Below are 11,325 nucleotides of genomic sequence, written 5' to 3' on the forward strand. Positions count from 1 at the left end.
GGGCGTGCAGCAGCGCGGATGCCCCTTTTGATCCTCAGTGCTCTCAACGTGGGCGTTCGATGGCGATCGCAGTGGCCTCACCGCCGCCGATACACAGGGCCGCGACGCCTTTCGAAAGCCCCCGGCGTGCCAAGGCGTGAAGCAGGGTCACGATCAGCCGCGCGCCGGTGGCACCGATTGGATGACCGAGCGCGCAGGCGCCGCCATTGACGTTCAGCCGGTCGCGGGCGATCCCAAGGTCCCTGGCCGCGGCCATGGCGACGACGGCGAAGGCTTCGTTGATTTCGAAGAGATCAACGTCATCGACACTCCAGCCGGTCTTTTCCAATAGCTTGCGGATCGCGGGAATAGGCGCCGTCGTATACCAGGCGGGTTCCTGACTATGCGTCGCATGCGCCCTGATTTCAGCAAGGATCGGCATGCCTTCGCGCTCGGCGATCGAGCGGCGGGTCAGGACGAGAGCGGCCGCGCCATCGGCATTGGCCGACGCGCTGGCGGCCGTGATCGTGCCATTGGCGCGAAAGGCGGGCTTCAAGTTCGGGATCTTTTCGGGCGACACTTTCAGCGGATGTTCGTCGCTATCGATGACCTTGTCTGCCCCCTTGGCAGCGACGGTGATCGGTGCGATCTCGTCGGCGAAGTCACCGGTTTCGATCGCGGCGCGGGCACGTGTCAGCGTCTCAACCGCATAGGCGTCCTGATCCGCGCGGCTGAACCCATAGGCTTCGGCCGCCGCCTCGCCGAAATCACCCATCGGCCGGCCGGGCTCATAGGCATCTTCCAAGCCATCGAGCATCATATGGTCGAAGATGTGGTCGTGCCCGGCGCGATAGCCGGCCCGCGCCTTGGGGAGTAGATAGGGCGCGTTCGACATAGACTCCATGCCGCCGGCGACCGCGACATCGATCGATCCGGCGAGAATGAGATCATGCGCCAGCATGGTCGCCTTCATGCCGGAACCGCAGACCTTGTTGATCGTGGTGGCGCCGACGGCATCGGGCAGGCCGGCGCGGCGGGCGGCCTGCCTGGCCGGTGCCTGTCCCTGGCCAGCGGGAAGCACGCAACCCATCAGCACCTCGTCCGGCCGATCGGGTGAGAGCCGGGCCCGTTCAAGTGCGGCGTGAATGACGTGGGCGCCAAGTGCGCTTGCCTGGACCGGAGCCAGATCGCCAAGAAAGCGGCCAAGCGGCGTGCGCACCGCCGATACGATGACGATCGGATCAATGGGACTGGACATGTCGAAACCTTTCCGGCTGGAAAATGACGGTGCGGTGCCCGCCGCTCACTGAGGCAGATGTTGGGACGCGTCCCCGGTAGAGGGTTCCGGAAACAGATGGTCCGCGCCCGCCTTCAGGAACCTATTGGAGAGTTGCGCGTCGTCGACGGCCCGAGACAGCATCAGTGCACCGACCATGGTCGAGAGTGCGACGATCGATTGGTCACGCGCCTCCTGTCCCGGCGCAGGTGTCATCATGCCATCGAGAATATCGAGATGGCTTTCGACGCCGGCCTCGAAAACCTGGCGAAGCGCCTTGCCGCGGCGGGCAGCCTCCGGCGCGAGCGCTGCCAAGGCGCATCCGTCCGCCTTTTCATGGCGGTGCGTATCCGACAGGTAGAAGCGGAGCAGGGCGCGAAGCGGTTTGCCGGCCGCTTTGGAGACGACCCCGGTCCAGTTCGCCACGCCCTTCTCCAAGGCCTTGGAGGAGGCCTGGACGATGAGGTCGTCCTTGGATTCGAATTGCTTGTAGAAGCCGCCTTGGGTCAGTCCTGCGCCCTTCATCAGGTCGTTCAGGCCGATGCCGTCGAAGCCGTTCTCCCGAAAAAGGCGACTGGCGACGTCGATGACCGTTCGGCGGTTTTCCTCCGCCTGTGCGCGGCTCACTCTCATGGCCTGCTCCCATCAGGAAAATGCGACAGCCAGAATATATTGCGATCACCATCTATTCGTCAAGCATAGATGGTGATCGCAATCTCAGCGGCCGCTTGAGTGGCCGCTGAGGGCGCTTCAGGCGCCTAGCCGCACACCGGTCATCGTCTCGCTAATGAACCAGAGCCGCTCGGCGGCCCCTCGATCGACGGCATAGGCCTCGACACCGGAGAGGCGGGCAGATGTCGTATGGCGCGCGATCGACCAGGGTGTGTCCGGGGGAAGCTGCGGCGCGATATCAGAGTCCAGGCAGAACACCCCGCCTTTGCCGTCAAGCTGCGGGCTGGTCGCGCACCAGACCTGGGTGGCGGCCCCTTGTGCCGGCGTCTTCAGGTCGCGCGACGGGTCGAGGATCGGTTCGCCCTTGTCGTCCAGCGCACCGTGCGCCTGCAAAGTCTTGACCGAGAGATGGCGGGTCAGCCCGGTTCCGACGATGCCGCCCGGATGCAGGGAGAAGGCACGAATCCCGTGACCCTTGCCGCGTGCGTCGAGCGCCGTGGCAAAGAGAACATTCGCCGTTTTCGACTGGCCGTAGGCGAGCCACGGATCATAGGCGCGGCGCTCGAAATTGATATCGTCGAACATCACGGGCGAAAAGCGGTGCCCGGCGGAAGATACGGAAACGACGCGCGCGCCTTGTGCCCGCCGCATCGCCGGCCAGAGCCGCGCAACCAGTTGGAAATGGCCGAGATGGTTCGTAGAGAATTGCAGTTCGTTGCCGCGCGCGTCACGCGTCAGTTCATCGACGGCCATGATACCGGCGCTGTTGACGAGGATATGGAGCGGCAGGCCGGAGGCAAGGAAATCGTCAGCGAAAGAGTCGATCGAGGCCGGATCGGTTAGGTTCATCGGTCGCACTTCTATCCCGGCTGCAACCTCTGCGATCGACATGCGGGCGCGTTCGACGTCGCGAGCCGGCACGACCACTTTGGCGCCAGCCTGCGCAAAGGTTCGTACAGTCTCGAGGCCAAGGCCGGAATAGCCGCCCGTAACGATGGCGATCTTGTCGGTGAGGTCGATGCCGCGGATGACATCCGATGTGGTCGAGGCGGCGGTGAAGCCGGAGTTGATGGGCTCTTGCAAAGTGGACATGGTGGGTCTCCAGTTGATGCACCCTGGAGATATTTATCATCCCACGAATTATGAATGCTTGAGAATCCGCAGTTCTTTCGCCATAGTTCAGAAATGGACCAAGATCCGCTTTCCTCCATCTTGTCGCTGATCGAAGCCCGAGCGGTCTATGCCGGCGGTTTCAGTGCCGGCGGCGATTGGGCTATCCGCTTTCCGCCGCCGGAAAAGATCAAGTTCTTCGCCATTGCCCGCGGGGCCTGCCTGCTTGCGGTCGATGGCCTCGGCGATCCGTTGCAGCTTGCTACCGGCGATGTCGTGCTGCTTTCGACAGCGGCTCCGTTTACGATTGCCAGCGCAGATGGGATTTCCCCCATCGATGCCTGTGACCTCTATACCGAAGGCAAGCGCATGGCGTCGCTGGGGCAGGGCGAGGATTTCCTGTTCATGGGCGGCCATATCGACCTCGGCACTGCGAGCAGCCGGCTGCTCATCGACAATCTACCGCCGGTTATTCACCTGCAAAGCGACGATGCCGGGGCGGGTCAACTGCAATGGCTGATCCGGGAACTGGTGCAGGAAACGATGGACAGCACACCCGGCGCGGATGCCGCACGCACGGGCCTCGCCCATCTGATGTTTCTGCAGATCCTCAGGGGGTACCTTTCACGCGAGCGCGGCGTCGATGTCGGCTGGCTGCGTGTCGCCTGCGATCCCAAGCTGGCGCCGGCGCTCTTATTGATGCATGGCGACCCGACACGCAACTGGCACTTGCCGGAGTTGGCCCGCGCCGCGGCAATGTCGCGTACGGCCTTTGCCACCTACTTCAAGACCGTCGCAGGCATCGCCCCGCTCGGCTATCTCGCCGAATGGCGCATGCGGCTGGCAGAGCGAAAGCTACAGGATGGTGGCCAGTCGGTGGCGATGGTCGCGCAGTCTGTCGGCTACGCCTCGGAAGCCGCCTTCAGCACCGCGTTCAAACGTGTCATGGGCCGCTCGCCGCGGCAGCGCACGAACGCTGGCGGTTTGGCCAACTCTCGCCGAGCGCGCTCTGACCGGCAGCCCAACGGTGGCCCTACGCGTCCGGCAGGGTGAAGACGGCGCAAGGTGTTGCGATGCCGCGCAAGGTGTGATCGCCGAGCGGCAGGAGCGGCGTCGAGGTCGCTGCGGCAACGGCGCCCGAGATCAGTACCGACCGGCCGAGCGGCCGGCACAATCCCTCGAGGCGGCTGACGAGATTGACTGCCGAACCGATGGCGGTGAAATCGAGCCGGTCGGCTGCGCCGATGTTGCCCCAGAGAATGTCGCCGAGATGCAGGGCCACGCCGAAGGAGAGCGGCGGCAGACCCTCGGCCTGCCGTGTCTGATCGAGATGGGCCATGCCGGCGCGAGCGGCCGTGACCGCGCGCAAAGCCGCATCACAGGCTTCGGTCGGCGAACCAGTGACCGGGAAAATCGCCAGGACGCCATCGCCGATGAATTTCAGCACCTCGCCGCCGAAGGCATGGATCGCGCCGGCCACGCGATCGAACCAGGCGTCGAGTGCCGCGATCACCAAAGCGGGTTCCGTCGCTTCGGACAGAACGGTGAAATTGCGCAGATCGGCGTAAAACAATGCTGCGGGAATGGTTTCCCCGGTTCCGCGGGTGAGCGCCCCGGCCCGGACGCGGGCGGCGCTGCGGCGGCCGAGATAGGCTTCGAGCAGCGCAGCGAGCGCTGCCCGCTCGACAAGAGCGGCCAAGGGGGCGGCGGCGAAGCGGGCGACCTGACGAAGTTTTGCCGTCTCGGCCGGGTCGAACGGGCGGGTGCCGGCCCAAGCGAGCGTCGCCCGATCCGTTCCCGAACCGGTCGATTGTTCCAGCACCGGCCCCAGCCCGGCCAGCCAATCTTGACCTGCCCGATCGGAGACTGCGCCCGCAAAGCCCAGGCTTTCGATCACCACGCCGGTCTCTGCCCGCCACAACCAGCTACGGCGAGCGATGATCGGGTGCGGCACGGAAAGGGTGAGGGCACCGCCGGCAAGCGGCAGTTCGTCGGCGACAAGCAGACGTCCAAGCTGCGCCAGGAAACGGTCCGGTTCAGGCGCGGCGCTCGCTTCATCCACCAGCCAGGCGAGGGGTGCGGACAAATCCATGCCGGAATGATAGCGCCGGGACCCGTTCGGGCAAGAGCCATCCCGGTGGCGCCATTGGCCGCGCGGGTCTATGATCGCGGCAGCCTGGGTTCCGTGCTTCCTTTCTTAAGAGCCGGCGGGCAGGCCAAATAGCAAAGGGAAGACCGATGCAGGAAGCCCTCGTCGTCCGCCGCGAAACGCATATTCAGGCACCGCCTGCTGCCGTCTTCGCTCTCTTGACCGATCCGGAGAAGATCCTCCGCTGGATGGGAACGGAAGCCGACACCAAGGCGGAGCCCGGCGGTCTCTACCTCGTCAACGTGACCGGCGCCCGGTTTGCCCGCGGATCCTTCCGTGAGGTGGTGCCGGTGCATCGGCTCGCCTACAGCTTCGGCTGGGAGGGCAGCGACATCGTCCCGCCCGGTTCCAGTCTGGTCGAGATCGACCTGATCGAACAACCGGATGGAACGCTGCTGCGTCTCACCCACACGGGGTTGCCCAATTCCGAGCAATGCGCCGGCCATGCGGAAGGTTGGGCGCACTATCTGGAGCGCTTGGGGCAGGTCGCGTCGGGGCGAGATCCCGGGCCGGATCCATGGCTCGGCCGCGACGGCAGCAGCAGTTGACCATCTCTCCCCCGATCAGACACATCGGCAAAAGCGCATCCGGCGTGACATCTGCCACCGACGCGTAGGTATGACGGCCTTCGTCGGCATTGTAGCGCTCGGCGAAATACCGGCACCGGCTCCCGCAGGTCGTGGAGGGAACGCTACTTCTGCGCCTGCTCCGCAGGCATCGGCTTGACCGGAGCGCCGGGGAAGATCTTCTGCAGGTTTCCGGCGATCACCCGATCGCCCTCCGAAACCCCCGACGTCAGGCCGATGAGGCTGCCGCTCGTCGGGCCAAGGGAGACCAGCCGCTGTTCGACCGTGTCGCCCTTGCCGACGACATAGACGTATTTGCCGAGCTGGCTTGAACCGAGCGCCGTTTCCGGCACCATCAGCACGTTCTGCTCATCCCTGATCTTCAGCCGCACGCGGACATATTGGCCGGGGAGCAGGGTCAGGTCCGTGTTGTCGATCGTCACACGCGCCACGACCGTCCCGGTATTGCCCTCGACCGAGTTGTTGATGAAGCTGAGGTCGCCGCGATAGCGCGGCTCGGTATCGCCGGGCAGAAGCACTTCGGCCTCCACCTTGCCTTTCGTCCGAGCCTTCTGGATGTCGGCGAGCTCGGATTCGCTCGGGTTGAACGAGACGTAGATCGGCGAAAGCTGCACCAGGTTGTTGAGCGGAGTTCCGGTCGTGTTGCTGACCAGCGTACCCTCCGGCGCCTGGTTGCGGCCCAAGCGGCCGGCGAAGGGAGCGTGGATCTCGGTGTAATCGAGGTTGATCTCCGCGGTGCGAACCGCCGCCCGCGACATGGCGAGCGCCGCCTCCGCCTGATGCACGGCACTCTGGCGCTGGTCGAAACTGTCTTTGTCGAGATAGCCTGTGGTCGCGAGCTCGTTGCCGCGCGTGAGATTGGAACGAAGGTAAGCAAGCGATGCCTCATCGCGTTCGACCTGGGCCTTTGCCTGATCGAGTTGCGCGCGGTAATCGCGGGCGTCGATCCGGTAGAGAAGGTCGCCGTGCTTCACGTCCGCGCCGTCAGGTACCGCCTGTGACTCGATATAGCCGGTGATTTTGGCGCGAAGCGTCACGTTGCGGATCGCCTCGGTGCGCGCCGAATAGTCGAAATAGATCGGGACCGTCTTTTTGACGACCGACGCGACGGGAACGGGCATCGCCTGCTGCGGCGGCCCCACCGCTGCGCCGGCATCGCCGCCTTTGATCTCAAAGCCCCCGTTCTTGTAATGATAGGCCGCGACAAGGGCGGCACTCACGACCACTGCGGCAAGGACCAGTTTCGAACCACGCATATCAGGCTCCAATTCCTATTCCGCCGCCTCCGGCTCTTGGCTCGGACCCACGGGCTTGGACGAGACCCCCTCCCGCCATTGCTCGATGACCGCGTAGAAGACCGGGACGAAAATGAGTGTGAGAATGGTCGCGGCCAGCATACCACCGAAGACCGTGGTGCCGATCGACTGGCGGCTGGCGGCCCCTGCGCCCCTGGCGTACATCAGCGGCAGCACGCCGAGGATGAAGGCGAAGGCCGTCATCAGGATCGGCCGTAGGCGCAGGCGGGCTGCTTCCGCAGCCGCGGCGACCACATCCAGCCCTTCCTCGCGCCGGCGACGGGCGAATTCGACGATCAGGATGGCATTCTTGGCAGCAAGTCCTACCAGCATCACGAAACCGATCTGCGAATAGACGTCGATCTGCATTCCGCGCAGCCACAGCGCCGAAAGCGCGCCCAGAAGCGCGAGCGGCACCGAAAGCAGCACCATGAAGGGCATCGACCAGCTTTCATACTGGGCGGCCAGGATCAGGAAACAGAAGACGAGTGCGAGCGCAAAGACGAGCGCGGCGATCGAGCCTGCCCGGATCTCCTGATAGGTAATGCCGGTCCACTCGAATGTGTAGTCCCGCGGCAGCGTCGTACGGGCAACGCGCTCCATTGCCGCCACTGCCTGGCTAGAGCTGAAGCCGGGCGCTGCCGCACCGTTGATCAGCGCCGACGGGTAGTTGTTGTAGTGGGTGACGGTCTCGGGGCCGACCGTCGGCCTGAAGGTCCCAAGCGTGTTGAGCGGCACCATTTCACCCCGGGTGTTGCGCACGTAAAGGCGCGAAAGATCCGTGGCCGAGGCCCGGGCGGCCTGGTCGGCCTGCAGCGTCACGCGGAACGTGCGGCCGAAGAGGTTGAAGTCGTTGACATAGAGCGAGCCGAAATAGATCTGCAGCGTGTTGAAGATATCAGGCAAAGTGAGCCCGAGGAGCTTTGCCTTGTCGCGGTCGAGGTCATAGTCGAATTGCGGGCTCGACGTGCTGAAGGTGGTGAAGAGCTGATAGGGGTTGATCTCGGGCTGCTTGCGCGCCTCGGCAATCAGTGCCTGCGTTGCGTCGTTCAGCGCTTGGGCGCTGCGTCCGCCCAGGTCCTCCACCTGAAATTCGAAACCGCCCGTAGCGCCAAGCCCCTGGATAGATGGCGGATCGAAGGCGAGCACGAGGGCGTCCGGGATCTGCAGGAGCTGCGGCTGCACGGCCTGGCGGAGCGCCGAGGCGCCCTGTTCCGGCGGCCGCTCGTCCCATGGTTTCAGCACGGCGAATTGCACGGCGGAGTTCGATTGGGCGGCGAAGGACAGGAAATTGAAGCCGACGACGGAACCGACGAAATCGACGCCTGCGGTGCCGCGGAGGATTTCCTCGGATCGCTGCGCGACGGCCTCGGTGCGTTCGAGCGAGGCGCCATCCGGAAGCTGGATGACCACGAAGAAATAGCCCTGGTCCTCGACCGGCAGGAAGGTCGACGGGGTGCGCTGCCATAGCGCGTAGGTGGAGCCGATCGCCAGCAGGAAGAGGGCAAACAGTGCCCAATGCCAGCGCACGAGCCCGGCGACGCTGCGCGCATAGCCGTGCGACAACGCATGGAAGCCGGTGTTGAACCAGCGGAACGGTGCAAAGCGCGGTTCGCCGCGATAGCGCAAAAAGGCGGCGCTCAACGCCGGGCTGAGGGTCAGCGAATTGAAGGCGGAGAAAGCCACCGAAATCGCGACCGTCAAGGCGAACTGATTGTAAAGGCTACCGGCGACGCCCGGAATGAAGGCGACCGGCACAAAGACGGCGAGAAGCACGGCCGTCGTCGCGATGATCGGACCCGTGACCTCCTGCATGGCCTTGCGTGTGGCGGCAAGCGGCGGCAGGCCGGACTCCAACTGCCTTTCGACGTTTTCGACGACGACGATCGCATCATCCACCACGAGGCCGATGGCGAGCACCATGCCGAGCAGGCTCAGCATGTTCAACGAGAAGCCCAGCAGATACATGACGACGAGGGTCGCGATCAGCGAGACTGGAATGGCGATCGTCGGGATGATCGTGGTGCGCAGGCTCTGCAGGAAGAGGAAGACGACGAAAACGACGAGGGCCAGGGCCTCGAGCAGCGTGAAGACGACGTCCTTCATCGCCGCCGAGACGAACCGCGTGGTGTCGTAGAACATGTGATAGGCGATGCCTGCGGGGAAGCGCTGCGAAAGCTCGTCCATTTTCGCCTGCACGCGGCTCTGCAGATCGAGCGCGTTGGAGCCCGGCGCCTGGAACACGGCAAGCACCACGCTCTCCTTGCCGTTGAAGGTGACGGAGGACGAATAGAGCAGTGCCCCGAGTTCGATGCGCGCCACATCGCGCAGCCTGGTCGTCGCCCCGGTCGTCTGGTCGGCCCGCAGCACGATATCGCCGAACTGCGAGGGGTCGCTCAACCGGCCGAGCGCATTGATCTGCATCTCGAAGGGCGTGCCGGCTGGCGCCGGCGATTGCCCGACCTTGCCGCCCGCGACCTGGATGTTCTGCTCGGCGATGACGTTCTGGACGTCGACGGCAGTGATACCGAGATTGGCCATGCGGTCGGGATCGAGCCAGACGCGCATCGAATAACGGCGCTCGCCGAAAAGCTGGACGTCGCCGATGCCGGGCAGGCGCTTCAGTGGATCGAGTATCTGCAGGTAGGCGTAGTTGCTGACCGAGGCGAAATCGACCGAATTGTCCGGCGAATCCAGGCTCACCAGCACGGTGAAATTGGGGATCTGCTTGGCGATGGTGACGCCGGTCTGGTTGACGAGCGCGGGAAGCGAGGATGCCGCCTGCGAGACGCGGTTCTGCACGTCGAGCGCCGCGACGTCGATCGGATAGCCCACCTCGAATGAGATGATGATCCGCGACGAACCGTCGTTCGAACTCGTCGAGGTCATGTAGAGCATGCCCGGCACGCCGTTGATCTGCTGTTCGAGCGGCGTCGTCACCGTGTCGGCAACCACCTGGGCGCTGGCACCCGGATAATTGGCGGCGACGACGATCTGCGGCGGCGTCACGTCGGGAAACTGCGAGATCGGCAGCAGGAAATAGCAGATGCCGCCGGCGAGCGTCATGATGATCGCTATCGCCGATGCGAAGATCGGCCGGTGAATGAAGAAGTCGATCATGGCAGGATCGATCCTTTTGGAGCGCCGCCAGCCCGTCGGGCGGCAAGTCGGAACGTTTTGAAACCGGTCACGCGCGCGCCTGCCACGCAGACCATCAGGTCAGAGACGTATTTTCCAGCCTTAAGCCCATCCAGCATGCGCATTGTCAGGCTCCAGCACGAGATCATGATGGGCCGGATCGACCCAAATCACGAGCGTTATCGAATTTTAAAAGTCTCTTCGGTGTGCGCTCTGGATAGAAGACGTCTGACGACCGCGCCCGCCGACACTGCGCTAGAATTATTTTCGGTTACCGCCGTCTCTGAAAGGGCCTTTGCGGCAAGCGGCCATTCCTCGACGTGCCGCGTTGGCGAAAATGTTACTGGTCGGTAACATCGCTGCATGTTATCGACCAATGCCAGGGCGTCAAGGGGCAAGATTTTCCACGCCGACCACGCCGGGCCAATGCGATGACAACGGATACCTGCAACCCATCACGTCGTTCGCCGCGCGATCGTATCGTCGCGGCTGCGCGTGATCTCTTCCGCCGGCACGGCATTCGCGGGACCGGCGTCGATGCGATCGCCGATGCCGCCGGCAGTAACAAGATGACACTCTACCGCCACTTCAATTCGAAAGACGAGTTGATCGTCGAATGCCTCCGCCACGCGGGAATGGAGATGGACCACTTCTGGCGCGAACTGGAAGACGCGTATCCCGGTGACGGGATGGAACAGCTCAGGGCCTGGGTCCGGCGGATTTCCGAGCATCTCGGTGACGACAATTGCCACTGCGAATTGATGAACGCCGCCGTCCAGCTTACGGACGAGGATCATCCCGGGCGCTCGGTCATCCGGATGTTCAAGGATGCGCAGCGTGACCGTGTCGTGGGGCTTTGCCGCAGGGCCGGCATCGCTGATGCGGAACTGCTTTGCGACACGCTGCTGCTTTTGATCGAGGGCGCGCGCGCCGCTCAGCAAAGCAGCGGCGCCGAAGGGCCAAGCGCCCGCTTTGCGGAGATCGCCGACGCGGCGATTCTGTCCTTCGCCGGGAGCCGCACTGCTTTGGAATAGGTGGTGAGGCCGCTGCGGAGATTTCAGTCGGCCATGATCGAACTCGCGACAACAAGCGGTGCGCCGGCGCTGCAGTTTTTGCAGG

Annotated in this window: 9 protein-coding genes; 3 read left to right on the top strand and 6 right to left on the bottom strand. The window is 64.2% G+C overall.

The window, feature by feature from the left end:
- Positions 1-43: 43 nt before the first annotated feature.
- The 3 genes from AC1Z3V_RS09005 to AC1Z3V_RS09015 form a co-directional block, all read right to left on the bottom strand.
- Positions 44-1,237: an acetyl-CoA C-acyltransferase gene (locus AC1Z3V_RS09005; protein WP_483498388.1), complete on the bottom strand. Its 1,194-nt coding sequence runs from the start codon at positions 1,235-1,237 to the stop codon at positions 44-46.
- A 45-nt stretch (positions 1,238-1,282) separates the two neighbouring features.
- Positions 1,283-1,888: a TetR/AcrR family transcriptional regulator gene (locus tag AC1Z3V_RS09010; RefSeq protein ID WP_483498389.1), complete on the bottom strand. Its 606-nt coding sequence runs from the start codon at positions 1,886-1,888 to the stop codon at positions 1,283-1,285.
- A gap of 117 nt (positions 1,889-2,005) precedes the next feature.
- Positions 2,006-3,019 carry an SDR family NAD(P)-dependent oxidoreductase gene (locus tag AC1Z3V_RS09015; RefSeq protein WP_483498390.1) on the bottom strand — a complete coding sequence of 338 codons (1,014 nt, stop codon included), beginning with the start codon at positions 3,017-3,019 and terminating at the stop codon, positions 2,006-2,008.
- Positions 3,020-3,073: 54 nt separating this feature from the next.
- On the opposite strand from AC1Z3V_RS09015, the gene AC1Z3V_RS09020 reads away from it, so the two are divergent.
- Positions 3,074-4,090: an AraC family transcriptional regulator gene (locus AC1Z3V_RS09020; protein ID WP_483498391.1), complete on the top strand. Its 1,017-nt coding sequence runs from the start codon at positions 3,074-3,076 to the stop codon at positions 4,088-4,090.
- Here AC1Z3V_RS09020 and AC1Z3V_RS09025 read toward each other — a convergent pair.
- Complete coding sequence (locus tag AC1Z3V_RS09025) at positions 4,071-5,129, bottom strand: adenylate/guanylate cyclase domain-containing protein (RefSeq protein WP_483498392.1); 1,059 nt, start codon at positions 5,127-5,129, stop codon at positions 4,071-4,073. The two genes, AC1Z3V_RS09020 and AC1Z3V_RS09025, sit on opposite strands and share 20 nt — an antisense overlap.
- Positions 5,130-5,275: 146 nt before the next feature.
- On the opposite strand from AC1Z3V_RS09025, the gene AC1Z3V_RS09030 reads away from it, so the two are divergent.
- The gene (locus AC1Z3V_RS09030; protein ID WP_173518941.1) at positions 5,276-5,734 is read left to right on the top strand and encodes an SRPBCC family protein; all 459 of its coding nucleotides are present in this window, start codon (positions 5,276-5,278) and stop codon (positions 5,732-5,734) included.
- 143 nt (positions 5,735-5,877) lie between these two features.
- Here AC1Z3V_RS09030 and AC1Z3V_RS09035 read toward each other — a convergent pair whose 3' ends face one another.
- Both AC1Z3V_RS09035 and AC1Z3V_RS09040 read right to left on the bottom strand, forming a co-directional pair.
- Positions 5,878-7,029 carry an efflux RND transporter periplasmic adaptor subunit gene (locus AC1Z3V_RS09035; protein ID WP_483498393.1) on the bottom strand — a complete coding sequence of 384 codons (1,152 nt, stop codon included), beginning with the start codon at positions 7,027-7,029 and terminating at the stop codon, positions 5,878-5,880.
- Between the two features lie 15 nt (positions 7,030-7,044).
- The gene (locus AC1Z3V_RS09040) at positions 7,045-10,188 is read right to left on the bottom strand and encodes an efflux RND transporter permease subunit (protein WP_483498394.1); all 3,144 of its coding nucleotides are present in this window, start codon (positions 10,186-10,188) and stop codon (positions 7,045-7,047) included.
- 449 nt (positions 10,189-10,637) lie between these two features.
- Between AC1Z3V_RS09040 and AC1Z3V_RS09045 the strand changes: the two genes are divergently transcribed.
- Positions 10,638-11,240, top strand: coding sequence for a TetR/AcrR family transcriptional regulator (locus tag AC1Z3V_RS09045; RefSeq protein WP_483498395.1), 603 nt, complete (start codon positions 10,638-10,640; stop codon positions 11,238-11,240).
- Positions 11,241-11,325 lie beyond the last annotated feature (85 nt).

The sequence above is a fragment of the Ensifer sp. 38_S197 genome (genome assembly GCF_056924495.1).

Bases quoted from the DNA above. Each gene is read 5' to 3' on its own strand.
- AC1Z3V_RS09010 (WP_483498389.1), bottom strand. From the start codon at position 1,888: ATGAGAGTGAGCCGCGCACAGGCGGAGGAAAACCGCCGAACGGTCATC.
- AC1Z3V_RS09020 (WP_483498391.1), top strand. From the start codon at position 3,074: ATGCTTGAGAATCCGCAGTTCTTTCGCCATAGTTCAGAAATGGACCAA.
- AC1Z3V_RS09005 (WP_483498388.1), bottom strand. From the start codon at position 1,237: ATGTCCAGTCCCATTGATCCGATCGTCATCGTATCGGCGGTGCGCACG.
- AC1Z3V_RS09045 (WP_483498395.1), top strand. From the start codon at position 10,638: ATGACAACGGATACCTGCAACCCATCACGTCGTTCGCCGCGCGATCGT.
- AC1Z3V_RS09035 (WP_483498393.1), bottom strand. From the start codon at position 7,029: ATGCGTGGTTCGAAACTGGTCCTTGCCGCAGTGGTCGTGAGTGCCGCC.
- AC1Z3V_RS09040 (WP_483498394.1), bottom strand. From the start codon at position 10,188: ATGATCGACTTCTTCATTCACCGGCCGATCTTCGCATCGGCGATAGCG.
- AC1Z3V_RS09030 (WP_173518941.1), top strand. From the start codon at position 5,276: ATGCAGGAAGCCCTCGTCGTCCGCCGCGAAACGCATATTCAGGCACCG.
- AC1Z3V_RS09015 (WP_483498390.1), bottom strand. From the start codon at position 3,019: ATGTCCACTTTGCAAGAGCCCATCAACTCCGGCTTCACCGCCGCCTCG.
- AC1Z3V_RS09025 (WP_483498392.1), bottom strand. From the start codon at position 5,129: ATGGATTTGTCCGCACCCCTCGCCTGGCTGGTGGATGAAGCGAGCGCC.